Raw genomic sequence first — 22,897 nt, forward strand, 5'->3', positions numbered from 1 at the left:
CTTCGCCATGAATAAATGGTCTGATTATTTTTCTACGTTTAAGGGTGAATATTGGCGTACTGGTATCGATGTACGCGATTTCATCCAAAATAACTATACGCCCTATACAGGGGATGACAGCTTTTTGACATCTGCCACAGAAAAAACACTGCGTGTGTGGAATAAACTTACCGAATTGTTTAAAGAAGAGACAAAACGGGGCGTTTATGATGCTGAAACAAAAAAACCTCAAGGTATTGATGCTTACGGAGCCGGTTATATCTCGAAAGACGATGAGGTTATTGTTGGTCTGCAGACAGATGCCCCGCTTAAGCGTGGTATCTATGTTAAAGGCGGCTGGCATGTTGTAGAAAACGCACTGAAGGCCTATGGATATGAGCTGGATCCGCTTACAAAAGAAATCTTTACAAAGTACCGAAAGACGCATAACGATGGAGTTTTCTCGGTTTATACTGAAGAGATGCGGGCTGTACGCAAGTCCGGCATTATTACCGGTTTGCCAGATGCTTATGGACGGGGGCGTATTATCGGTGACTATCGCCGTGTTGTACTTTACGGTGTGGATAACCTGATCCAGGAACGCAAAGCAGCAATGCATCAGCTTGATGTAAGTGAACTAAGCGAAGCAGATATCCGCTACCGCGAAGAAATCAGCGAGCAGATCAAAGCACTTGAAGCCTTTATCCGCATGTGCGAAAGCTACGGCTTTGATGTACGGCGCCCTGCAGAAAATGCACGGGAGGCAGTACAGTGGCTCTATTTTGCCTACCTTGCTGCTACAAAAGACCAGGACGGCGCGGCGATGTCAATTGGACGGACTTCTACCTTCTTGGATATCTTTATTGAACGGGATATTGCAGAAGGAAAACTCACCGAAGTCGAGGCACAGGAGCTGATCGATCAGTTTATTATCAAGCTGCGTATTATCCGCTTCCTCCGCACACCGGAATACAATGAACTGTTCTCCGGCGATCCTACATGGGTCACTGAATCTCTCGGCGGTATGGGTGTTGACGGACGGCCGCTTGTTACTAAGACCTCTTTCCGCTATCTGCACACGCTATACAACCTCGGACCGGCTCCGGAGCCGAATATGACGGTTCTGTGGTCGAACCATGCACCGGAAAACTGGAATAAATTCTGTGCAAAGGTTTCTGTGCAGACTTCTTCTATCCAGTATGAAAATGATGATTTAATGCGTCCTGACTTTGGAGATGATTACGGTATTGCATGCTGTGTTTCTCCGATGAAGATCGGTAAGCAGATGCAGCTGTTCGGTGCACGTGCAAACCTGCCTAAGTGTTTATTGTACGCCATTAACGGCGGACGCGATGAAAAATCCGGTGCACAGATTGCTCCGATGTTCAGCCCGATCACGTCGGACTACCTTGACTATGATGAGGTTATGCAGCGCTTTGAGCAGATGATGAAGTGGCTTGCCGGCGTATATATGAATGCACTGAAGATCATTCACTATATGCATGATAAATATTCCTACGAAGCATTTGAACTTGCTCTGCACGATGCTGATGTTGAACGGATTCAGGCAACCGGTATTGCAGGTCTTGCTATTGTTGCAGACTCTCTTGCAGCAATCCGCGACACCAAGGTGAAGGTAATCCGCAATGCTGAAGGTCTTGCGGTTGACTTTGAACGTGAAGGCGAATATGTTCCTTACGGTAACGATAACGATGCAACGGATCAGCTTGCTGTTATGGTTGCTCGCAAGTTTATGAACTATCTGCGCCGCCATGAAACCTACCGCCATGCAAAGGCAACTCAGTCGGCTCTTACCATTACGTCGAATGTCGTATATGGAAAGAAAACAGGAGCGACTCCGTGCGGACGGTGTGCTTGTGAACCGTTCTCTCCCGGAGCTAACCCGATGAATGGGCGCGATACTAATGGAGCTATTGCATCGCTTTCTTCAGTTGCTAAGCTGCCGTTTGAAGATATTGGAGACGGTATCTCTTACACCTTCGCGATTGCGCCGAATGCACTGGGTAAAGAAACCAGTAACAGAGTAGATAATTTAACCTACCTGTTAAAAGGTTACTTTACTCCGGATGGCGGACAGCACTTGAATGTCAACGTCTTTGACCGCGCGTTGCTGGAAGATGCTATGGAGAACCCTGAAAAGTACCCGCAGCTGACCATCCGCGTTTCCGGTTATGCAGTAAACTTCGTGAAGCTGACCCGTGAACAGCAGTTGGATGTGCTTTCGAGGACTATTAATCAATCCATGTAGATCTTTTGAAAATAGGCGGGCATCTGCGTTGTCGCTTAACAAAAAACAGTCCTCGACGTACAACAAGTACGCCTGCGGGTGTTTTTTGTACGCTCCTAGCATCTGCTCCCCCTATTTTCAAAAGCGTTGGTTGTGGGCGCATCTACTGCGTCGCATCATCAAAAGTGTACCTCCATGTACACTTTTGATGGCGAGTTTCGGCTTTGCCGAAACATCGCTGCTGGTTAATACGAGCGGCATCCGTGCCGCTGCTCAACGTATCAGTACCGCCATGGATGGCGGTGGTTCCATGTAATAGCGACATTTTTGCACGGCAAAAATTCGCGTTCAAAAATTGACAAGGAGGTCAATTTTTGAACTTGCCACGGATGGCGGTGGTTCCACGCAGTAACAAGTTTACCTGCAAACTTGCAGGTAAAAATGTACAGGGATGTACATTTTTACCGTAGGCTAACGGAGGGGGCGGCTCCCCCTATTTTCAAAAGCGTTGGTCGAGAGACGTTATTTTAAAAAGGATTCTACACAACAGCTTCTATGGCATATATTCATTCGTATGAAACATTTGGAACGGTAGATGGACCGGGATTGAGGTTCGTAGTGTTTTTGCAGGGGTGTCCGCTGCGGTGTAAATACTGCCATAATTGCGACACGTGGGAGAGGAAAGATGCACGGATTATGGATACCGCTGCACAGACTTTTGAGCGTATTAGACGGTATAAGCATTATTATATTTTTGCCGGAGGAGTTACGGTAACCGGAGGAGAGCCGCTTGGACAGCCCGAATATGTAAAAAATCTTTTTGAGTTGTGTAAAACGGAGTCTCTGCATACGGCTGTTGATACATCAGGGTATTTTCTTAACGACAAAGTAAAAGCAGCACTGGAATATACCGATCTTGTCTTACTCGATATAAAATCTATTGATGAAAAACAGCATCAAGAGCTGACCGGAGCGCCGCTTTCCCGTGTTTTAGCTTTTTTGGACTATCTTGTTTCTATCAATAAACCGGTATGGCTTCGTCATGTTATCGTACCGGGCATTACTTACAACAAAGAACTTCTGGAGAAACTTGCAGACTTTATAAAGACACTGCCAAATGTGGAGAAAGTTGATCTGCTTGCATATCATACCCTCGGCGTGTTTAAATGGAAAGAACTTGGCAAGGTCTATCCGCTGGAAGGAGTGCCGCCGCTTTCGTCCGAAGAATATACGATAGCAAAGCAAATTTTTCTTGACCGCGGTTTAGCGCTCACATCAGATGCTCCGAAGAATAAGTAAAGAGTACCTTTCCCATAAAACTCTGAAGAAGATAGCTTCAAAATTCACAGCTATCGAGGCTATACTCCATACTAACAATATGGATAAAAGACCAAGCAGCATACAAACTCGACTACTGCAACTGCAGCGGATGATGCATACGGCAAAAGATGTCTCATTACTTAAACTGCGGGTTTGCCTCGTAAAAGTCCGTCGGTAGAATATCCATCAGCACGATATTATGATATTCAAGGTTTCTGATAAAACCATCTCGGATTTCACCGATTTTTTTGAAGCCGGTTTTTTCGTAGCAGGCAATAGCACGCTGATTAAAATCGTATACCCGTAACAGAATAGTATGCAGATTGAGCTTTTTAAAAGCGTAGTCGAGCAGCAAAGCAATGGCTTCCCTGCCGTAGCCTTGGCTCCAATAATCACGGGCACCGATAAAAATACCGAGTTCTGAGGTACGGTGAAGATGATTTGTAGCAAGCAGTCCAATAATTCCGATCAGTTGGTCGGTTTGCAGGTCTACAATGCCGTAGTTATGCTCTCGTGAAAGGCTGCCCAGTATCTCCATCTCGCTTTCGAGGGAAATAACAGAAGATGCAGTCGTTAGATATTCCGCTACCTGCATATCGTTGAGCCATATCGCATACTGCTCAGCATCCCCCATGTCAATCGGTGCAAGATAACACTTTGTTCCTATCAATTTCTTTATGTACATATAAACCTCCAATAGGATAAACACACGTACTGTACTCTCCTCTATCAACACCGCAAACGGCAGTGATAGTGTTCAATAATCCGTTGCAAAGACATCTCAACTGTTAATGGTACCTTCTAAACATTCGAGATAGATTTTTAGAAGATAGCTCATCGGCAAACCGGTAACTAACGCTTAACCTGCACATTTACGGTTTATCCGCAATACCTGGTTGAAGCGTGCATTAGGTGTTACTTTTTTGTTCGACACCGAAGTTATCGAACAGGTCTAGTATCGCTTATAAATTCTTCAGGTGTTTGTACTAATATTTTCCTTTCTTTATAATCTTTTATATTTCGTGTTAATAATATGTCTATTCCATGCCGCATTGCCGTATAATATTGTAAAGCATCTTCGAAATCTGAGAATTTTGAGTTTAAAGCTAAATCTACTTCTTTTTCTTCTACAGGTATTACTTTAACAAGCAGCCTTAGTTTCCGTAAGGATTCTTTTGCCTTTTGTATGCCTAATACCTTTCTAAGGATATAATATACATTTGAAAATACCAACGATGTTGTGTATAAAACAATTTTCCTTGCATCACTCAATGAGAACACATAAGCGGCATATTCATAATACGGTTCCCGTTGGCATAAAATATCTAAAATCACATCTGAATCAACAAATATTTTGTTACTCATATTTTTTTTCCAAATAACTCATATAACTTATATTTTCAAAATCCTGCTCTCTTATAATGCCGCTCAATTCTTTGACAAGCGGAGATATTTCTTCTATCCCTTGATTTATACCCATTGAATTATTAAAAAGTTCTTCAACAAATTTTGACATACTTTTTTTATTTTTGACAGCACAGTGTCTCATTGTTTCAGCAATATTTTTATCTATTTTTAGAATTAATTCAGTTTTCATTTAGGATCCTCTCTTATATATCATTTAATCCTTTTGCTATGTTGTGGATTATAGGATTTTTTCTTTTCGGCAAACATTGCATTATATCCGGCTATCAAATTGTAGAACTTACATTCTCTGATGAAAATCCCGAATATAATCATTAACACCGCTTAAAAGAAAAGCTATAATTATATACATCTATTCTCTCCTATCTGATGTTATAATCTACAAATGCTATCGGGCAGCTCTAAAAACTCAGGTATAGCTTTTAGAGCTGCCCGATGAGTATTTTTGATAAATTTTTAGATTTTTATAAAATGATGTGAGGATAAAACAGCTTTCAGCATAGGGATGTCAAAAAGGTAACCAACTTTTGCGACCTCCCCATCTACGCAGAACATCTGAGCCGACAGCTTTTCTTCTGAAAACGGGGCGGAGTTTATGACAAAACTCCGCCCGAACAATACGAGCATCTATAGGGTATCTTTAGGACACCGTCTAAAAACGCAGGTATAGGTTTTTAGAGGGGCCTCTTAAAAACTCAATGCCGATGTGCACCCGTACACAGGTTTAAATATAGTTTGCTGCTGTTAAAATGCTGCGTGCTTTTTCAGCATCTTCACCCGCAAGCAGAATAACCGGACCAGTACACCCCATTCCCGCCTCTGCGTAGATATTTTCTTTCCACAGAGTTTTGCAGGCATTTTCTATATCTATAACATCGATACCGTGAATTTCTTCGGTAACGACCTTTTTAGGCGGAACCGTTACCGATTCTGAGCTTGCTTCCTTTGCAGCACCGAAAGAATCGAGGATGGCTTGCAATCCTGCTTTTTCTGCCATCTGTACTTCGGCACGGCACAGCTCTTTTAAGTTTGCTTGTGCGCTGTGTGCAGCATAGACCAATGCGGCTGCAATAACCGGCGCTCCCGATGCGCGGGAAACAATGGCAACCACGTCGGTCATATCTTTACCAGCACAAGGTCCATAACCGGAGCCTGATGCCTCATAGCTTCCGCCCGTCAAGAAGGAGCTGAAAAGCTTCATCAGCACATTGCCGGTTAAGGTATCGCACACCATAACATCCGGTGTACCCTGCAGCAGGTCATTGCCGCGCATACGGACACCGCCGTCGGCACGATGCGATTCGGTAAAGCTAATCGGGTAGCCTGCCTTTTGCAGCTTGAGCAATGCTTTTTCGATTGTTGCAACACCATCGATATTCAAAAGTCCGACAGTCGGCTTTTCAACCCCGTTTGCCTTTGCTACGGCAATACCGGCAAAGGTATTGAGGAGCATTGCCTTATAGCGGTCGGCATCGGATGCGCCGGTGGTGGAAGCGATAAACATTTCCTTTCCAAAGCCGGGAGTTACTACCTTTCCGATGGTTGTGATACCGAGCGGGAAGGTATAGTGCATGGTTACCGCTGCCTTGATTTCTCCGGATTTCAGGAGTTCTTCCATTTTATGGTGAGCGTCTTCAAGTGTCGGCGCTTCATACCAGCGGAATCCTTCCGTTTTCGGTCCGCCGATCAACACTATATCAAGACCGGGATTTGCATGGGCAGCAAGTTTAGCTGCACGGATGAGCTCTGCTTCCCCATGCTCGCTGCCCGGGATGGTCAAACCGACGGGAAAGGCTGCCGAAAAAGCTCCTGTTTCCAAACCGGTTGCCATCAGATTAAAGGCATCAGCTAATTGCTGTTTTGTACTACTCATTTTGCTCCGCCCTCCGCTAAGATACGGGCTGCAACATCGCGCATAGCATCGGCAACAATCTTCTTAATCTCTGCTTCTCCGGCACCGCTTGCTGCACTTCCCTTTCCGCTGTTGGCTTCAATCAAAAGGCTCAAGCCGTCAAACAAGTTGGTTAAACGACCAAGGAACAAGCTGCCCTTTCCGATAATCATTGCACGGTGCATTTTACCCGCAAGCATATCCCGGCGTGCATGTCCGATAAACGGAACGCCGGAGGGAATATGTCCCTGTGTCGGTGCAAAGCCTTCAATACCGTACTGCTTTACAAATTCCGCAATCTTCGCACGGTCAAGCTGGCCCTTCATAACAGCAAGGGCTGCAATCATCTTCGTGTTTGCCTCAGGTACGTTACCGGCACCGGCAGGAGCAGTAATTTCGTGATTCTGCAATTCTGCAGAGAACTTATCAACATCGGTGATCTTCATACCGGCAGCATTCAGCGGATCATAAATGAGCGCCGTCATAACCGCCTGCGGAGAAGAACCGGAGGAAATAGTGTGCTTACCGATAACATCAGTATTGATAACCGGACTTACACCGTCATCTTCGGAAATAAGTATTGCAAAGCCACCTACCATATCTTCAATGAGCGGCATTTCTTTCTTAACGTGATCCTTACCGTTCATACCAAGCTTGGGTACCGAACCGCCGGCAACAACCATAACATTCTTAAAAATACCGGAACGTACCAATGCCGCGGCATTTGCCAATGCGTGTACCGGCCCGGCACAGAAGCCGCGGATATCGCAGCCAGTAGCATTGACACAGCCAGCTTTTTCACCGACGGACTTTGCAATATTGCCGCCTCCGCGCTGGTTGACATCACCGGCTGCTTCTTCGGAACACTCGATAATGTAGTCGATAGAAGCAGCGTCAATGCCTTCCAACTCTGCAAGGTGCCATGCAGTTAAGATACCGGTACCCTTGGTAACAAGGTTTTCCAGCATAGTATGGGCGCTCAAGTTCGAGTCGGTATCATGAGCTTGTTTAACACAGCCGACTAAAACATCGTTATCGTACAAGCCTTCTGCAGTATGGCTCTGCACCAGCTTTTCAATATCAGCTTTCGGCATTCCAGCCCCAACTGAAATAGACTTAGCCTTCATTAAGGGGTGATTTTGAATAATGGATGCAGCTTCCGCTGTAAATTCTTCGGTTAAGCACACCAGCTCAAAGACATCAGCGTATTTCATCAAAATATACAGCTCTTTCTGAGTTGCAATTTCTCCGAACGCTCCAAAGCGTTCTGCTTTTTCAGTACACTTAAACCACGGCTCAGGAATACCGGACAAATCCTCCGGTGCCTTGTTTCCGATGTATACTTGGTTGGGCGGATATTGAACAGCTTGCTCAAACGTTCTTAAATGAGAAGGAATAGCTGCAATATAGGGATCGGAAGGATCCTTGGCAATAGCTGCGGTTTGAGTTGAACCGTTTCGCTTTAATAGGTCAGGGCTATGCGATAAGGTATAGCTTGCCCCCTTAATTACTGGGTTTGTCATAATACTTCCTTATTATTAGAAATTATTAGAATATCAACAGGCTGCCTCTCCTGCTCCGGCTATCGACACAAGGACATCTCTAAAAACAAAGATTTTGAGCAGTTCCCGTTCTCCAGAGTATTGAGCTTCCTATTATATTGCTGCAATTAGCGTACACTTTGCCTAGGCTCTTGTCAAGCATTTGTTTTTTAGCTTTGATAATAGCACGAAAGCCTGTATCTAAACAGAATGGCAAATCAACAACTGGAGTGGAGCAAAGGAGGCACAACCAATAGCTCATTGGTTATTTTAGCCGCGGTTGTGTTATTGATCAGCTGAGAGCTGCATTCCATTTCAAATACGGTGGATAAACAATGTTCCTCCAGCAAACCCTTGAGTTTATCTGTCGAAATAATCAAAAAAAGAAAAATCTATTTGTAAATACACGGCACATCCTTGGAAATAGGAGGCGCCGTGTAAAATTTTGATTTTTATACCCACTCTTAAAATCTTGAAGAAACGCACAAATAATGCTAAATAAACTTTGAAGAAATGCACAAATTCAACTGAACAAATCTTGAAGAAACGCACAATATCCGGTAATATACTAGTATATGGTTTTTAAACGAAAGGCTTATGATAAACTTCTGGATTGGAAAAAGCATTATGCAAATCGTTATGCGGTATTGCTTGAAGGGGCACGGCGGGTTGGAAAATCAACCATTGCGGAAAGTTTTGCCAAGAATGAATACAAATCATATCTTCTTATTGATTTCTCAAAAAGTGCAGATAATATCGTAAAATGCTTTGACAACATAGGAAATCTCCCTTTGTTTTTTTTAAGGTTGCAAGCGGAGACGGGCATAACACTGTATGAACATGAATCCCTTATTATCTTTGATGAGATTCAGCTTTTTCCAAAAGCACGGCAGGCAATCAAGCATCTTGTTCATGATGGCCGCTATCATTATCTGGAAACAGGTTCGCTCATTTCAATCAAGAAAAATGTGAAAGATATTCTAATCCCATCGGAAGAAATGAAAATTCAGGTTCATCCGATGGACTATGAGGAGTTTTGCGGAGCGGTAGGCTATAACTATGCATTGTTGCAACAGATTTATAAAACGGGAAGAGCAATCGGGCAAGCGACAAATAGAAAATTGATGCGGGATTTCAGACTGTATATGGCAGTCGGCGGTATGCCGCAGGCAGTAGAGGCATATATCCGCGGAGAAAATTTTACCGGGATTGATCAAGTAAAACGCCAAATTATTGCGTTATACGAAGATGATTTTAGAAAGCTCGATCCGTCGGGAAGGATATCGGCAATGTATCATGCCATACCGGCGCAGCTGGCGAAGGGGACGCGAAAATATAGAGCATCATCGGCCATAGGGAAAAGAAATAATACAAAATCCGAAGAGCTTCTCTATGAACTCATTGATTCAAAAACGGTGTTGCCATGCTATCATTCGGCTAATCCAAGGGTGAGTCTTGCCGATACAAAGGATTTTGACTGCTACAAGCTCTATCTTGCCGATACAGGCTTGTTTATCACGTTGATGTTTATAGATAGACCTGCGGTAGAAAACGAACTCTATAAAAAGCTGCTTTCGGATAAACTGCCTGCCAATTTGGGATATCTCTATGAAAACGCAGTTGCGCAAATGATTACTGCGATAGACCGTGAACTGTATTATCACACATGGGAAAAAGCGGGGAGTACCCATTACTACGAAGTGGATTTTTTAATTTCAAACGGCAATAAAATATCAGGGTTTGAAGTAAAGTCGTCCGGAACAGGTAAGCACGAATCAATCGGTGCATTTGCAAAAAAGTTCTCGGCAAATATCGGCACTCTGTATGTATTGTCTCAAAAAGATGTCGGCACAGAGGGATCATTACAAAAAAAGCCGGTATATTTGACACCGTTTCTTATTGAGTAAATAACTAAAAACTGATTCGCAATCCGCTTTAGCGGATATGATAAATCATTTCTTTACAGAACAAGCCGATAGGCTTGATGTTTTTAGAGGTTTTCTTATTGTTTTTCGATTTTTATAATTTTTTCATCATAGATCGTATCTATCATCATAGATCGTATCTATTTGATTACAGAATCTTACTACTTTATCGTATTCTGTTTTGTTGGATAGTTCGATACCATGGTCGCCAAAATATTTTATTAAATCATTTTCAGTTTTGCCGACAAAATATTGTTCTCCGTGCAGCTGTACACCTAAACTTGTGCAAGAGGTACATAGTAATAGAAATATACAGCATACAGATATTACCGCCATTCTCTTTTTCATATCAAACTCCCTTACATTGTCCTTATTGGGCATGAATTGTCCCGAAAGTTCAAACTCAGTATATCCGTTCTTCCGCCGGTACGGCAAAACTTTCGGGTCTGTCTTGTTACTTATTTTTCCTGTTTACACCTTCATACCCAGTCTGAATGTAGGACCGACTTTAATAACAAATGTATTTTGGAAACTACCGAATGGCGAGGTGAGTACCCTACCGAAGTTCAGTGTATCGATAAGTGTCAACTCGATGCCGATAAGATCGGTAAAAAAGTATTTAAGCCCGAAGAAAAACGGAAGAGAGAATGTACCTATTGTATAAGTCTCCTCGATTGTTTCTGTTTCATCAAAAATTTTGATGGTCTCTTTTGTTCTTACAGAACCGGCAGAAAAACCTAAGCCGGCGGCGGGGGTAAGATACAGATTCTTTACCGGTTTAAACGTATAACCACACAGCGCCGACATCTGAAATAGTACCGCAGTTGTTTTTATCTTTGAGTCCGTATTGCTATCTTCACCGGGAAACGACAGTTTTCCTCCTATGCCGAAATCGATATTAACCATCGGGGTAAGATTGTTCAGCCACGAATCTTTTGCAACTTTCGGTATACCGAGCATCGCAGCATGGAAGCCAAGATCAAATTGAAGCATTGAAATATTGCCGAACGACGATGTTGCAGTTGCCGTCGAAAGTCCGATTGCCGGTGTGAAGGTAACAACGGTGCTATCAGTTGATTTGGCACTTTTTCTGTTTTTCTTTGCCTCCGCTGCAAAAAGCGTGCTACAGCACATGACCGTTAATACCATAAGTACAGCAATCGTTTTTTTGCTTTTCATAAAAAACTCCTTTTGATGCTAGGACAGCTTTTAGAACCTTCTCGCTTAACAGAGCTATCCGTTCACAGATTAAAACTTATCTTCCATAATACCCCCCCCTCAAAAAGTCAAGAGCGTTTTGTCAAAGGTTCAGGTTGACAGATGCTAACTGCCAATGATAGTATTTCCCTATGATAGTTGATTGGCTGGATAAGGAAAAAGAGGGATTACAGTCGATACGGCATTACGTTTCGCGCAGGTTTTTAGCACAAGTCCTGAATTTTGGATGAATATTCAAAATAGATATGAAATTGATAGCATGAAAGCAGAAACAAAAGAAACTATTAAACAAATACAACCGATTACCCATGTGTTTGCTTAACAAATATCGAAGGAGTTTTTTATGAAAGTGAATATACACCGGCTTTTGAAGGAAGCAGCGGCTGCTGTACCTGAAGCTGAGTGGATCGGATTACGGCGGGTTACCAACCGCTTAACAGTGTTTTCCGCTATTGACGGAAAGTTTGATCAAGGATTCGGCGGGACTGATGAAGGTGTTATGTTGGAGGTGCTATACAAGGGTACATTCGGCTATGCAGCAACCGCTGATATGAGCAGTGAGGGTATCCGCTGGGCAGCAACACGGGCTTTTGCAGCAGCCCAGTCAGCAAATCCATACGCTATTTACCAATTTGACCAGTCTGTGCGCCCTGCAGCGCAGGTACGGTATACCACCCAGCGGAAAACACGGAGCGGACTCCCCGCAGGAGAAACGGTAGAGCTTTTGTGCAGAGCCTGTGATGCAGCGCGTATTTCGCCGCAAATCATTCAAACGGCAGCTTCTTGTGAGATGGGTATGAGTGAAATCGAAATGGTGTCTACCAATGGTGCAGATGTAAGGCAAACCATCCATTTCGGCGGTATCAGCATGAACGCTGTTGCCCGGGAAGGGGATATTATCCAACAACGGAGTGCAAACGGGCATTCTGCCTGTACCTATCAGGGAGGGCGGGAGCTGTTCAATTCGGCGGATATTCTCAAGCGGGCGCATAAAGCGGGAACAGAAGCAGTCGAGCTGTTGACCGCCGAACCATGCCCCACGGGAAAGCGTACTCTGGTGCTGATGCCCGATCAGATGATGCTGCAAATTCACGAAAGTGTGGGGCATGCGCTGGAGATAGACCGCATCCTTGGTGACGAACGCAACTTTGCAGGGGGCAGCTTTATCACACTGGAAGATATTGGACACTTCCGCTATGGTTCTCCGCTGATGAACGTTGCCTTTGACCCGACCATTGCGCAGGAGCTGGCAAGCTACGGAGCTGATGATATAGGCAATACTGCCGTAAAAGAATATCTGATCAAAGATGGAATTTTGATAGGGGCGCTCGGCAGTTTGGAAAGTCAAAAACGGTCGGGATTGCATGGGGTAGCAAACCAGCGTGCCTGCTCATGGAACCGTCCGCCCATCGACAGAATGGCAAATCTCAACCTGGAAGCAGGCACAAGCAGCTTTGATTCAATCATATCTTCTATTGAAAACGGCGTATTGATGTTCTCCAACCGTTCATGGTCGATCGACGATTACCGTAATAAATTTCAGTTCGGCTGCGAATACGGCAAGCTCATCGAAAACGGCAAACTGACAAAAACCGTACGCGATCCAAATTACCGCGGCATTTCACGCTACTTTTGGAACAGCCTCTGTGCAGTCGGCGATGCAAGCACTTTTGAGGTATTCGGTACACCGAACTGCGGCAAAGGAGAGCCGAATCAGGTAATACGGGTAGGTCATGCAAGCCCCGTATGCGCATTCAGCGATGTTGAAGTATTTGGAGGCGGAAAATGAGTTGTAAGCAGACAATAGCGGATAAACAGGAAATCAATTTTAAACAGCACTTTGAAGCTCTTACCGACTTCTTTTTAGGGGAGCTTTTGCCGAATGAACAGGCATCGCTGAGCTACCATGCAGAGGACACCTATTTTTTGCGTATGAATCATGCCAAAGTGCGGCAAAACGGTTTTGTCCGGCAAGCAGATATGTCTATTACCTTGTATAAAAATAAAAGGACATACAGCTTTGCACAAGGATTGAGCTGTATTCTTGAGCAGGATAAGGATGATCTTGCCGCTGCATTGGAAGATGCACGCAACACCATTGCGCAGCTACCGGAAGACCCGTATCAGTCTATTCCAGAGGCAAAAGACCGTTCGGAAACAATGTATGACGGAGAACTGCTGCCGCAAGCTGCAATAGAAAAGACGCTGTTGGAACCGGTCGCCGATCTGGATTTTGCCGGGCTTTTTTCTCAAGGAATACTATGCCGCGGAGCTGCCAATAGCGCCGGAGCACGGCACTGGTTTCAAACAAAAAACTTCACCCTTGACTATTCTATTTGGCTGAAAAACGGGCGGGCTGTAAAAGGACTCTATGCAGACCGCAACTGGCAGCAGGCTGAATACGCAAAACGTATTGCCGATGCGCGGCAGAATTTACAGATACTTGCGCTTGAACCGAAAAAAATCGAACCGGGCAAATACCGTGCCTTTATCTCTGCGAATGCCTTGGTGGATGTTGTAGAGTTTTTCTCGTGGAATGGATTTGGCGAGCGGGGAATGCAGCAGGGTGAAAGTGCCTATCTTGCATTAAAAGAAGGACGGGAACACTTTGCGGATACCTTCAATCTAATTCAAGATTTTTCCATCGGTGTGGAACCTGCATTTAACAGCGAAGGAGAAGCAGCTCCGGAAAAACTCACCGTTATTCAAAACGGAAAACTCGTAAACACTATCGTGAGTTCCCGCTCGGAAAAACAATACGGTACAAAGGCAAACGGAGCAGAAGCTGGAGAAGGTTTCCGCTCTGCAGTCATCGGAGCTGGTACCCTTGCCGAAGCAGATGCGCTCAAGGAATTGGGAACGGGTATTTACATCTCGAATTTCCACTACCTTAACTGGAGTGATCCTGCAACAGCTCGTATAACCGGTATGACCCGCTTTGCCTGTCTATGGGTAGAGAACGGAAAAGTCGTCGCCCCCATTGCAGATATGCGCTGGGATGAGTCCTTATACAATATGTTCGGCGCAAACCTCCTCGCGCTCACCAAAGAACGGAAGCTCTTTGTAGAAACAAGTACTTACGAAGAGCGTGCTGTAGGCGGCTGTCTGTTGCCCGGTATCTTGGTCAAGGATTTTAACTGCACGCTATAGGGGTAGTAAAAAATATCTAATAAAGCATTGAAGCTTAAACACTACCCGCAGAGATGCTAAGGACGCAACGGAAAACCCAAAGGATATCTGATCAGATAGCCTTTTAAAACCTTTGCGTCCTCTCACCGCCGCCGCCGTTACTTAAAACATTTTTCCTATACCACCTGTAAACGACCGCAACGGCAAACAGGAAGGAAGGGTAAAAAATCGGAAAGCGGATGCCGCAGGTAGATACCGTTTTTTCCGTATACGGCTGGCAGAAGATATAAGAGCGGTGCATAAAACAAACCCTGCCGTGAAAAATTAGGCAGACCTCCCGCAAGAATATGATACATACACGCTTTGCTGTAGTGCGCTGTTTTTATACTGACAGGAATATTCCCACGGCTTTGTGTAAGTGCAGTCAGCACAATACCCCCTTATAAATAGGCTGGCTTTGAATTTTTATAATATCAATCGAAGATTTGTATATCATATCCGTAAGAAATGCTGCCGGGTTGGTAAGCGAAGTTGAAAACTTTTTTCAATATTGCGTAGTTTTTGATTTAACCAGCATACAATGAGTTCTATAATCAGAGCGTATTTATCCTTCCAAAAGTTATAAAAACTTTCTTTCGCAATACCGATCCGTTTGGTCAATTCCTTTATGCTCAATGATTTATGAAAGAAGTGTCTTCTCTATGCCGGCAAAACGGCGATGTGCAGCAGCTGTAATCCCAATTCCAGCCAAAACACCTGCACAGGAAATCACAATGCGCTGTACAGCTGTTTCCGGCATGAGCTGAGGCAGCCGGGCAAACAAGTCAGCGGTAAAAAAAATACCATCATATACGATGTTCAGTACCGTACCGATGAGCGGGCTGAGCAAAGGGATGATAAGTGCAAGAGGAATCGTAATAAGACCGCTCATTAAAAAGAGTGACACCATCGGGCTGACAACGCAGGAGGCAATAATACCTGCTGCAGCGACACTACCGATAGCCCCAATAACGATTGGCAATGTAAATAACTGTGCGCCAATGGATGCTGAAAGGCTTTGTGCAGCGGCGGGAGGTATTTTCCCGGCTGCAAGATACGCACATGAATCTCCAAACAGGATAATCCCTGCACATGCCCCGTAAGACAGCAGAAAACCAAGCGTAACAGCATCGCTGCCGGCGAAGGTGATATGAACGGTCAGCATGGTACAGAGAACTGCAAACAACGGAGGTTTTAGCCCCAAAGCTCTTCCTAAAGCAGCAATACACACCATTCCCAATGCACGGTTAAGGGATGGAGCAGAACCTGCAAACCACACAAATGCACAAACGGCAACAAGCGAAGCCTGAATTGCACGCTTTTTATGTCCGAATAAAGAGCCTCCTTGCAGCGCTGCCGTGCTGATAAGTGAGAGGTGCATTCCCGACAACGCTAGAATGTGAGCAAGTCCTGCGTTGCGAAATGCAGTAGTGCATTCCGGCGGTAAAAATGTTTTATCAGCTGCCAAAAGCGCCAAGAGCAGTCCGCCTGCATTACCCCATCCATAGAGCATCCGCATCAAGGCAAAGCGTAAGATTGCCCGGATTCTATTCAGCGGTGAACTCCAGCCTAAAAAGACCGGCTGTACCGGACGGGCATAGAATACTCTTCCTGTTTTACTAAAGCGCCCTTGCACCAATACCTTCAATCCTTGCGCATAAAATCTGCACGGTTGGGCATTACGCAAAAAAGGAACAAAGGCAGCTGTTGTATGCAGTGTCATGGCAGTTTTGACGAGTTCCGGCAGTTCTTCGATAGTACCGATGCCGCCGGCATAGGTTCCGCGGATAAGACCGGCAGGAACAAAGAGCTCCACCATTCCCGCAGCAGAAAACTGTCGATCAGGACTGGTATTGCAGGCAATAAGCCGTACCGGTATGCGATAAAAATCCGTTCCTGCCGGAGCCGGTTCGCCGGACAGCTCTCCAATGATCGTTTGTACCTGCTGTAGAGAGGTCAACGTTCGAGGCGGCTGGCGCTGAACCCGTAAACGAAGCTCGGCATAAGAGCCGAATACCATACCCGCCATAATAAACACAACACCGGCAAGTACCGGCGGCATATGTCTTTTCCAGAGCTGATAGACAATACCAGCGATTACAACAGTGAGAGCGATAAGAAAAACAAAAGATGAAACACAAATTCCCCGTCCCGCTAAAGTATACAACCCATAAAACACTGATGCCGTTCCTCCGGCAATCAGCATAATAGGACTCATAGCTATTTTTTCCATAGTGAACCTCTCTTATACTTATAGCGTGTAAGATTCAAAATGGCTAAAAATTTTCAAAAAATATGCAAATATGCTTGAAAAATATACAAGAATAGTGAAAATGCATTTCCTTACAGGATAAGCCTATGAGCTTGATGTTTCTAGAAAATGCCCTTATGTGTTGAGTAAGTTCGGTTTATCATACCATAACCGTTCAAGATCATAAAACTTTCGAGCTGTCGGACTCATCAAGTGAACAACAATAGAGCCGAAGTCCAATAGTTTCCACTCATCTCCATCAGGACTTTTCCGGATTGTCCGGTATTCTTCAATGTTCATTTCTTTTGCTGCTTCCATAAGCTTGCTTTCAAGCCCCCCCGCCTGTTTGCCGCTTGAAACCGTTGCAATCACAAAGAAATCTGTCCAGATATTTGCTTCCCGCAGATCAAGCACCGCTACCGATTCTGCTTTAAGATCTTGCAGCAATGTACCGAATGCTAATGCTGCTTTTTCAAAATTAACGTCCATTATTCCTCTCTTATTTTTTTTGCCGTACTGTATAACCATTGAAATCTTTTCCAAGAATCAAGGTAAAATCAACATTGCTTTCACTATCAGAATGATCATTACTGACCTGTACCGATTCAATATTTTCGCACCGTACTACTTGTGCAACAATTTTCGCAACAGCCTCGTTTCCGATTCTGTCAATAAGCACCGTGTGCTCCACTCCGCTTTGCGGGGCATTACCGATACGGATGACATCATACCCAAAGCTTTGGTACAGCTCGGAGGCAGTCCGCGCAAGCCCATTGGTATCTGTCCCATTGAGGACTTCCAGTGCATATACCCGCTCCAAGGTTGTCCCTTCTTTTGAGGCAAGCGCTGCTAAGGTTTGCCCGATAATCTCTTTAATCTGCTGCCCATCACGGAAGGGAAACAACAGCTCTTTTGAATCCACCATTCTTACCGCACCGGTCAGGCGCTGCGGCACCAACCGCTCGGAATCGGTTTGACTCAAATACTCTAACAGCTGCTTAAAGTCCTCTCCGGTAATATTGCTGCGTAAAAGCGGACTCAACACTTTGAATTGCTCTTTTTCAAATATTTCGGGATGTTCATACAGCCCCCTCAGAAAAGCGAGCACCGCCTTTTGCTTACGGGTAACCGGCTCTCCTTCTGCATCGGCTTCATCTTCATACAGCAGATACTTACGCACTTTATCACCGTCCAGCAACACAGAACCGGAAGGCAGCAAAATTCTCCCATAGGTTTCAGATTCAATGTCAACCGAGGACGGAATAAACACTGAAAGACCGCCGATCAGGTCGGTTAAATGCACAAAATCAGTCAGCGAGCATGAAATGTAAAACGGAATGTCAACGCCGGTCAGCTTTTCAATCTCTTCCCTATACACATTTGCCCCTTTTTCCGTATACAGAGTGCCGATACCGCCGGTTCTTTCCAGCTGCTGCAAAATCAATCCGATATTTGCAGGTATGTCAAACATTGCCGCCCGCCGTGTCGGCGCATAATTCGCAATAATATTGGTAGAAATCGGCACATTATCCTGTTCAATAATAAAGAGAACCTTGAGTACGTTATCATCGGAAAGCGATGTACTGATCGGATCCACTTTCAGATTTCTTGCAACAATAATGCCGGAAGGAATCAGCATTACTAAGATAAGCAGCAAGAAGATAATATTTTTTCCCTCTTTCAATCTTTGTTCCTCCGGGTACTGCGCGGTGATGCCGGAACTGATGCATTGTGTACAGTGTGCGATATTTTCATAGACTGATATACCTTATAGGTACAGCCCTGCACTTTTTTTCCTTTTTTTTCTACAAAGGCGATTACTTCTTTGAGCACCTCAAAGAATAGCGCATCAAGTGATAATTCCGGAACCTTTTCCCGCAAATAACCGCAATTTTTTCTCCCCGGTTCAATTTTATCTGCAATATAGATGATTTTTCCCACTGCATCAAATTTTGCCGAAGCAGAAGTATGAAAGCGTACTGCATTCAGCAGTTTCTTTTGGTGAATACCATACCGTTCACGTAACCGAACTGCAGCAGCTCTTCCATGAAGCAGCTCGGAGTTTACCGCTTCTTCAGGTGAGACAGGCTGTCCGTCTTGCTGCACAGTCCGGAGCAAAACCGGTGCCGGTTCCTCTTTACACATATCATGCGCAATACCGGCGAGATAACACAACCGCTGCTGCTTCTTGTCATAGCCATAGCGGCGGGCAAGCTCTTCAGCAAATGAGGCTACTCTGCACGAATGTTGATAGCGGTGATCGGAAAGACAGCCGCGGATAGAGGCTGTAAGTTCGGTAATAAGTTTTTCAATACGGGCTTCATTCATAAAGGTTATGTTCTATAATATACGTGTATACCGCTGGAGGGACAAGATAGCGCCAGGCTTTTTTCTCTGTAATAGCAGCCCGTATGCTGCTTGAAGAAACCGGCAGTAGGGCATTGGCAATAGTGATATACGGAATACCGCCTGCTGATACCCCGGTCCCGGTATATCCCCCAATACGCTGCGGCAGCGGCGCTCTGCTCTCTGGGGTATTGCCGGATTCATGCCGTGCTGCACTGCTGATAGGCGCTATGGGGTCAGGGGCTGTTATCCCCCCGTTTACCCGATTGCCCACAATAATATCGGCATAATCGGTCAAGTGTGCCGCCTCATGCCAGCTATCCAATCCGGCGAGCAAATCGTCTCCCATAACAAGCCCGATTTTCCCTTCCCGCTGCGGGTATTTTTCTGCTAGAAACCGGAGCGTGTCGATAGTGTAAGATATGCCCTGCCGCTCTATCTCACAGCATTCACAGTAAAAGGCAGGGTTATCAGCTATTGCGAGCTGTACCATCGCAACCCTATCGTCCGGTGAGCATCCTGTGTGTCCATCCTTAAAAGGAGACAAAAATGCCGGGATAAAGGCGATGGTGTCATACCCGCAGCTGCGGCACACGGTTTCTGCAAGCAATAAATGCCCAATATGGATAGGATTGTAAGAGCCGCCCAGTACGGCAAGCCTCATTTTTTCCCTCTCCGCTTTCGGCTCAGGCTCACGGTTGCCCCAAAACCTTCCTGCACCGGATAGGATGGGTCTTCCAGCTCTACCTGCATAAAACTGGGCGCTTCGGAAGGCTGCACGATGATTTTTTGTGTTGCAGCTTTACCGGCAGACTGCCCCGCCGTTGCAGCACTGCCGGGCACAAAGGTACCGGAACCAAACGCTACGGCGGTATCAGCGGCTGAGAACTCCGCTTCCGTACGTGCAAGAATGTCTGCGGAGATAGCCCCTTCTCCTAAAGCCGGCGGTTCCGGTCTTGCTGCAGTTTCCGTCTGCGGCATTCCCGCAGCAGGTACTACAGCTCCCGTTGATCCCGTTATTCCCGCAAAAGGAGCGAGCGCCGCATCTCTTGAACCAGTCGGGGGTGCCCCGGCTTTTTCGGCAGCTGAAAGCTCCGCTACCAATGTAACAAAAGCATCCCGCACCTCATCCAATCCCCAACGGTTAAACACGGAAATCCCCAGTACAATCATATCGGGATACTTTTCTTTTAGTGCTGCCAGCCGCTCTTTTGTGCCTTCAAGATCAAGTTTTGTTGCAATAATGATCCGTTTTTTTGCTGCTAATTCCTTTGAATAAGCGGAAAGCTCTGCACACAAGGTCTCATAAACGGTCAAATAATTATCATCCGAAAGATCGATCAAAAATGCAAGCCCGGCTGTCCGGGAAATATGCTTGAGGAAGCGGAGTCCAAGACCAACTCCTTCGGAAGCCCCCTCCAGTATACCCGGTATATCAGCGATGATGATGTCTTGTTCTTCGTCAATGCGGAGTACACCGAGGTTCGGTATCTTAGTAGTAAAGGGATAGGGTGCAATTTTAGGACGGGCATTGGTAAAATAGTCAAGCAGGGAGGACTTTCCTGCATTCGGAAAGCCGACAAGCCCGATATCCGCTATAATATTCAGCTCTATTTTAATCCGCCGGGTTGTCCCCTCCTGTCCGGGTAAGGCAGTACGGGGAGCTTGATTGGTAGAGCTTTTAAAGTGACAGTTTCCCCAGCCGCCGTTTCCGCCGCTTAAAAAAGGGATAAGCCCTTCTGTGCTGCCTCCAAAATCATACAGCAGCTCATCGGTATCTGCATCTTTGATAATACAGCCCGGCGGCAGCGGGATAATGCAGTCAGCACCTTTTGCCCCAAAGCGTTTAGACCCCTGCCCGTCCAAGCCGTTTTTTGCTTTAAATATCCGTTTATGGCGTAAGTGTACGAGTGTGCGCATATTCCGTTTGATTTCAAACAAAACATCGCCGCCCCGCCCGCCGTCTCCGCCAGCCGGTCCCCCTTTGGGTACATATTTTTCGCGCCGGAATGCAATACAGCCGTTTCCGCCCTTCCCTGATGAAACTTCGATCAGCGCTTCATCTGCAAATTGAATCATAATAGTATATCCTGAAATTACCGATACGCTTTACAAGAAAAACCCTTGAGAACTCTAAAACCTCGATGAGTCCCTGAGAGGTTTTCTCATAGAGTAAACCTGTTCGGAAACCTCCGTTTCTGAACAGGTTCCCTTGAAATGCAATGTTCTAAATCGTGCAATTTTTGCTATTTGTGCGATTGAGAACTCGTCGACCTATTCGACAACGCAGTTACCGCACAGGTCTAATAATGATCAGCGCGTATCTGCAATCGTATAAAGAAAAAACGAGAAAAAAAGCCGGCAGATGAGCCGGCTTACGAGATTACTGCGGAATGAACCGCCCCTTCACTCTTACTGTTGCGCTACAGAAGCTAAATGTCTACCTTTGCGGTAATGATACTTAACTGTACCATCAGCCATTGCAAATAAGGTATCATCCTTACCGCGACCGACATTATCTCCCGGATGGATGGCTGTTCCGCGCTGACGGACTAAAATCGAACCGGCTTTTACAGTCTGTCCGCCGTATACTTTAACCCCTAAATATTTAGGATTTGAATCCCGTCCGTTTTTTGCACCGCTTCCGCCTCGTTTCCGTGCCATAATAGCCTCCTTATATCGGGTAAACGAAACCGTTTACCGCTGTATCTTTTTGCATTGAAGTGCTTGCGGATATTCTTCTTGCAGTGAAGTAATCCCAAGCCATAAAAACTCTGCCGCATACCGTAACCGTTCTGCCTGTTCATCATCAGAGCGAAGAACGCGAAACTGTAAGTTTCCCCGCTTTTCCGCACGAACATCAGCCTCTACAGAACTCAGCGCTTGCACTGTTGTCCGTAAAAGAATGGTTACGGCAGCACATACAATATCGCATCCTCTGGCGCCGTAGTTTGCGTGTCCGGCAGCTTCAAATGAAAGCAGCCGATTTTCTGCATCAAGCTCCACAAGGATCCGTATCACCGGTATGCTTATGCTCCGGTAATTGCATTAACGGTAATATAGGTATAGTGCTGGCGATGACCGATTGTCCGGTGATAGTCTTTCTTGCTCTTATATTTGTAGACAATCACTTTTTTATCGCGGATGCTGTTTTCTACCGTTACCGAAACCTTTGCACCGGCAATATACGGCGCTCCGACAGACACATTACCATCGTTGTTGACCAGTAAAACAGTCTCAATATCGAACGTAGTCCCCTCGGCTTCGCTTATTTTATCGACCAGAATTTTAGCGCCTTGTTCAGCCTTATACTGTTTACCTTTATATTCAAAAAGTGCGTACATAAAAACCTCTGTTCATGCTTGCGCGAAAATACACATCAGTATTGTAATGAGCGCATCTGCATTGTTTTATAGATTTTTGTATGATGAGATACGAACGGGTGTAGGTCATCATATTTAAACGGTTGATTGTAGATTTTAGCATAAAACTTCCTGATAGGTCAAGCAGAAAATTGAACGGTAAATAGCATTTATAAATTGCAAGAGGTATTGCCCCAAAAAGGAATTTTTATGATATCTTCTG

At 45.2% G+C, this 22,897-nt stretch carries 22 protein-coding genes and 1 pseudogene; 5 read left to right on the forward strand and 18 right to left on the reverse strand.

Translation table 11 applies throughout. The features are described 5' to 3' along the window. Positions 1–7: 7 nt before the first annotated feature. Both pflB and pflA read left to right on the forward strand, forming a co-directional pair. On the forward strand, positions 8–2,248 hold the full coding sequence (pflB, locus tag ACTTJ8_RS03930; protein ID WP_442716143.1) for a formate C-acetyltransferase: 2,241 nt from the start codon (positions 8–10) through the stop codon (positions 2,246–2,248). Positions 2,249–2,782: 534 nt separating this feature from the next. Then, positions 2,783–3,526, forward strand: coding sequence for a pyruvate formate-lyase-activating protein (pflA, locus tag ACTTJ8_RS03935; RefSeq protein ID WP_442716144.1), 744 nt, complete (start codon positions 2,783–2,785; stop codon positions 3,524–3,526). Between the two features lie 157 nt (positions 3,527–3,683). Here pflA and ACTTJ8_RS03940 read toward each other — a convergent pair whose 3' ends face one another. The 6 genes from ACTTJ8_RS03940 to grdC all read right to left on the reverse strand — a co-directional run bounded on the left by ACTTJ8_RS03940 (position 3,684) and on the right by grdC (position 8,386). After that, on the reverse strand, positions 3,684–4,232 hold the full coding sequence (locus tag ACTTJ8_RS03940) for a GNAT family N-acetyltransferase (RefSeq protein WP_442719639.1): 549 nt from the start codon (positions 4,230–4,232) through the stop codon (positions 3,684–3,686). Positions 4,233–4,486: 254 nt separating this feature from the next. Beyond that, on the reverse strand, positions 4,487–4,912 hold the full coding sequence (locus tag ACTTJ8_RS03945; protein ID WP_442720369.1) for a type II toxin-antitoxin system VapC family toxin: 426 nt from the start codon (positions 4,910–4,912) through the stop codon (positions 4,487–4,489). Next, positions 4,905–5,144 (reverse strand): DUF6364 family protein, encoded by a 240-nt coding sequence (locus tag ACTTJ8_RS03950; protein WP_442719641.1) that lies wholly within the window; start codon positions 5,142–5,144, stop codon positions 4,905–4,907. The genes ACTTJ8_RS03945 and ACTTJ8_RS03950 overlap by 8 nt, the downstream gene beginning before the upstream one ends. A 20-nt stretch (positions 5,145–5,164) precedes the next feature. Further along, positions 5,165–5,287: a DUF3784 domain-containing protein gene (locus ACTTJ8_RS03955; RefSeq protein ID WP_442719642.1), complete on the reverse strand. Its 123-nt coding sequence runs from the start codon at positions 5,285–5,287 to the stop codon at positions 5,165–5,167. A gap of 409 nt (positions 5,288–5,696) precedes the next feature. After that, positions 5,697–6,845 carry a glycine/sarcosine/betaine reductase complex component C subunit alpha gene (gene grdD, locus ACTTJ8_RS03960; protein ID WP_442720370.1) on the reverse strand — a complete coding sequence of 383 codons (1,149 nt, stop codon included), beginning with the start codon at positions 6,843–6,845 and terminating at the stop codon, positions 5,697–5,699. Next, positions 6,842–8,386 (reverse strand): glycine/sarcosine/betaine reductase complex component C subunit beta, encoded by a 1,545-nt coding sequence (grdC, locus tag ACTTJ8_RS03965; RefSeq protein WP_442720371.1) that lies wholly within the window; start codon positions 8,384–8,386, stop codon positions 6,842–6,844. The genes grdD and grdC overlap by 4 nt, the downstream gene beginning before the upstream one ends. Positions 8,387–8,979: 593 nt before the next feature. On the opposite strand from grdC, the gene ACTTJ8_RS03970 reads away from it, so the two are divergent. Further along, positions 8,980–10,311 (forward strand): ATP-binding protein, encoded by a 1,332-nt coding sequence (locus ACTTJ8_RS03970; protein ID WP_442716151.1) that lies wholly within the window; start codon positions 8,980–8,982, stop codon positions 10,309–10,311. 126 nt (positions 10,312–10,437) lie between these two features. On the opposite strand, the gene ACTTJ8_RS03975 is transcribed toward ACTTJ8_RS03970, so the two are convergent. Continuing rightward, a complete protein-coding gene (locus ACTTJ8_RS03975; protein ID WP_442720372.1) occupies positions 10,438–10,677 on the reverse strand; it encodes a hypothetical protein in 240 nt (79 codons plus the stop codon). Positions 10,678–10,800: 123 nt separating this feature from the next. Then, positions 10,801–11,508 carry a DUF2715 domain-containing protein gene (locus ACTTJ8_RS03980; protein ID WP_442716152.1) on the reverse strand — a complete coding sequence of 236 codons (708 nt, stop codon included), beginning with the start codon at positions 11,506–11,508 and terminating at the stop codon, positions 10,801–10,803. 382 nt (positions 11,509–11,890) lie between these two features. On the opposite strand from ACTTJ8_RS03980, the gene ACTTJ8_RS03985 reads away from it, so the two are divergent. Both ACTTJ8_RS03985 and ACTTJ8_RS03990 read left to right on the forward strand, forming a co-directional pair. Beyond that, positions 11,891–13,336: a TldD/PmbA family protein gene (locus ACTTJ8_RS03985; RefSeq protein WP_442716755.1), complete on the forward strand. Its 1,446-nt coding sequence runs from the start codon at positions 11,891–11,893 to the stop codon at positions 13,334–13,336. Next, entirely contained in the window at positions 13,333–14,697 is a 1,365-nt protein-coding gene (locus ACTTJ8_RS03990) for a TldD/PmbA family protein (protein ID WP_442720373.1), read from the forward strand. Before ACTTJ8_RS03985 ends, ACTTJ8_RS03990 begins: the two co-directional genes overlap by 4 nt. 155 nt (positions 14,698–14,852) lie before the next feature. Here the strand turns inward: ACTTJ8_RS03990 and ACTTJ8_RS03995 are convergent, their stop codons facing one another. The 10 genes and pseudogenes from ACTTJ8_RS03995 to rplU all read right to left on the reverse strand — a co-directional run bounded on the left by ACTTJ8_RS03995 (position 14,853) and on the right by rplU (position 22,656). Beyond that, positions 14,853–15,107 carry a hypothetical protein gene (locus ACTTJ8_RS03995; protein WP_442720374.1) on the reverse strand — a complete coding sequence of 85 codons (255 nt, stop codon included), beginning with the start codon at positions 15,105–15,107 and terminating at the stop codon, positions 14,853–14,855. A 248-nt stretch (positions 15,108–15,355) separates the two neighbouring features. Then, positions 15,356–16,948, reverse strand: coding sequence for a ComEC/Rec2 family competence protein (locus ACTTJ8_RS04000; RefSeq protein ID WP_442720375.1), 1,593 nt, complete (start codon positions 16,946–16,948; stop codon positions 15,356–15,358). Positions 16,949–17,101: 153 nt separating this feature from the next. Continuing rightward, on the reverse strand, positions 17,102–17,455 hold the full coding sequence (gene rsfS, locus ACTTJ8_RS04005; protein ID WP_442716751.1) for a ribosome silencing factor: 354 nt from the start codon (positions 17,453–17,455) through the stop codon (positions 17,102–17,104). A gap of 10 nt (positions 17,456–17,465) precedes the next feature. After that, entirely contained in the window at positions 17,466–18,650 is a 1,185-nt protein-coding gene (locus tag ACTTJ8_RS04010; RefSeq protein ID WP_442716750.1) for an LCP family protein, read from the reverse strand. Continuing rightward, positions 18,647–19,294 (reverse strand): bis(5'-nucleosyl)-tetraphosphatase (symmetrical) YqeK, encoded by a 648-nt coding sequence (gene yqeK, locus ACTTJ8_RS04015; RefSeq protein WP_442716749.1) that lies wholly within the window; start codon positions 19,292–19,294, stop codon positions 18,647–18,649. Before yqeK ends, ACTTJ8_RS04010 begins: the two co-directional genes overlap by 4 nt. Then, positions 19,287–19,976: a nicotinate (nicotinamide) nucleotide adenylyltransferase gene (gene nadD / locus ACTTJ8_RS04020; protein ID WP_442720376.1), complete on the reverse strand. Its 690-nt coding sequence runs from the start codon at positions 19,974–19,976 to the stop codon at positions 19,287–19,289. Before nadD ends, yqeK begins: the two co-directional genes overlap by 8 nt. A gap of 437 nt (positions 19,977–20,413) precedes the next feature. Next, positions 20,414–21,391, reverse strand: a pseudogene (gene cgtA / locus ACTTJ8_RS04025) (Obg family GTPase CgtA); the annotation flags it as partial. A 333-nt stretch (positions 21,392–21,724) separates the two neighbouring features. Continuing rightward, entirely contained in the window at positions 21,725–21,976 is a 252-nt protein-coding gene (gene rpmA, locus ACTTJ8_RS04030; protein ID WP_442716746.1) for a 50S ribosomal protein L27, read from the reverse strand. Between the two features lie 33 nt (positions 21,977–22,009). Continuing rightward, positions 22,010–22,333 carry a ribosomal-processing cysteine protease Prp gene (locus ACTTJ8_RS04035; protein ID WP_442720377.1) on the reverse strand — a complete coding sequence of 108 codons (324 nt, stop codon included), beginning with the start codon at positions 22,331–22,333 and terminating at the stop codon, positions 22,010–22,012. Positions 22,334–22,341: 8 nt separating this feature from the next. Next, on the reverse strand, positions 22,342–22,656 hold the full coding sequence (gene rplU / locus ACTTJ8_RS04040; RefSeq protein WP_442716744.1) for a 50S ribosomal protein L21: 315 nt from the start codon (positions 22,654–22,656) through the stop codon (positions 22,342–22,344). Between the last annotated feature and the right edge of the window lie 241 nt (positions 22,657–22,897).

Origin of the sequence: Treponema sp., from assembly GCF_052169735.1 — a bacterium.
GTDB lineage: Bacteria > Spirochaetota > Spirochaetia > Treponematales > Treponemataceae > Treponema.

Excerpts from the sequence above, each read along its gene's own strand:
- nadD (WP_442720376.1), bottom strand. The coding sequence starts at position 19,976 with ATGAGGCTTGCCGTACTGGGCGGCTCTTACAATCCTATCCATATTGGG.
- rplU (WP_442716744.1), bottom strand. The coding sequence starts at position 22,656 with ATGTACGCACTTTTTGAATATAAAGGTAAACAGTATAAGGCTGAACAA.
- ACTTJ8_RS03945 (WP_442720369.1), bottom strand. The coding sequence starts at position 4,912 with ATGAGTAACAAAATATTTGTTGATTCAGATGTGATTTTAGATATTTTA.
- ACTTJ8_RS04000 (WP_442720375.1), bottom strand. The coding sequence starts at position 16,948 with ATGGAAAAAATAGCTATGAGTCCTATTATGCTGATTGCCGGAGGAACG.
- ACTTJ8_RS03940 (WP_442719639.1), bottom strand. The coding sequence starts at position 4,232 with ATGTACATAAAGAAATTGATAGGAACAAAGTGTTATCTTGCACCGATT.
- grdD (WP_442720370.1), bottom strand. The coding sequence starts at position 6,845 with ATGAGTAGTACAAAACAGCAATTAGCTGATGCCTTTAATCTGATGGCA.
- yqeK (WP_442716749.1), bottom strand. The coding sequence starts at position 19,294 with ATGAATGAAGCCCGTATTGAAAAACTTATTACCGAACTTACAGCCTCT.
- pflA (WP_442716144.1), top strand. The coding sequence starts at position 2,783 with ATGGCATATATTCATTCGTATGAAACATTTGGAACGGTAGATGGACCG.
- grdC (WP_442720371.1), bottom strand. The coding sequence starts at position 8,386 with ATGACAAACCCAGTAATTAAGGGGGCAAGCTATACCTTATCGCATAGC.
- rsfS (WP_442716751.1), bottom strand. The coding sequence starts at position 17,455 with ATGGACGTTAATTTTGAAAAAGCAGCATTAGCATTCGGTACATTGCTG.
- ACTTJ8_RS03990 (WP_442720373.1), top strand. The coding sequence starts at position 13,333 with ATGAGTTGTAAGCAGACAATAGCGGATAAACAGGAAATCAATTTTAAA.
- ACTTJ8_RS03950 (WP_442719641.1), bottom strand. The coding sequence starts at position 5,144 with ATGAAAACTGAATTAATTCTAAAAATAGATAAAAATATTGCTGAAACA.
- ACTTJ8_RS03975 (WP_442720372.1), bottom strand. The coding sequence starts at position 10,677 with ATGAAAAAGAGAATGGCGGTAATATCTGTATGCTGTATATTTCTATTA.
- ACTTJ8_RS03955 (WP_442719642.1), bottom strand. The coding sequence starts at position 5,287 with ATGATTATATTCGGGATTTTCATCAGAGAATGTAAGTTCTACAATTTG.
- rpmA (WP_442716746.1), bottom strand. The coding sequence starts at position 21,976 with ATGGCACGGAAACGAGGCGGAAGCGGTGCAAAAAACGGACGGGATTCA.
- ACTTJ8_RS03985 (WP_442716755.1), top strand. The coding sequence starts at position 11,891 with ATGAAAGTGAATATACACCGGCTTTTGAAGGAAGCAGCGGCTGCTGTA.
- ACTTJ8_RS03980 (WP_442716152.1), bottom strand. The coding sequence starts at position 11,508 with ATGAAAAGCAAAAAAACGATTGCTGTACTTATGGTATTAACGGTCATG.
- ACTTJ8_RS03970 (WP_442716151.1), top strand. The coding sequence starts at position 8,980 with ATGGTTTTTAAACGAAAGGCTTATGATAAACTTCTGGATTGGAAAAAG.
- pflB (WP_442716143.1), top strand. The coding sequence starts at position 8 with ATGAATAAATGGTCTGATTATTTTTCTACGTTTAAGGGTGAATATTGG.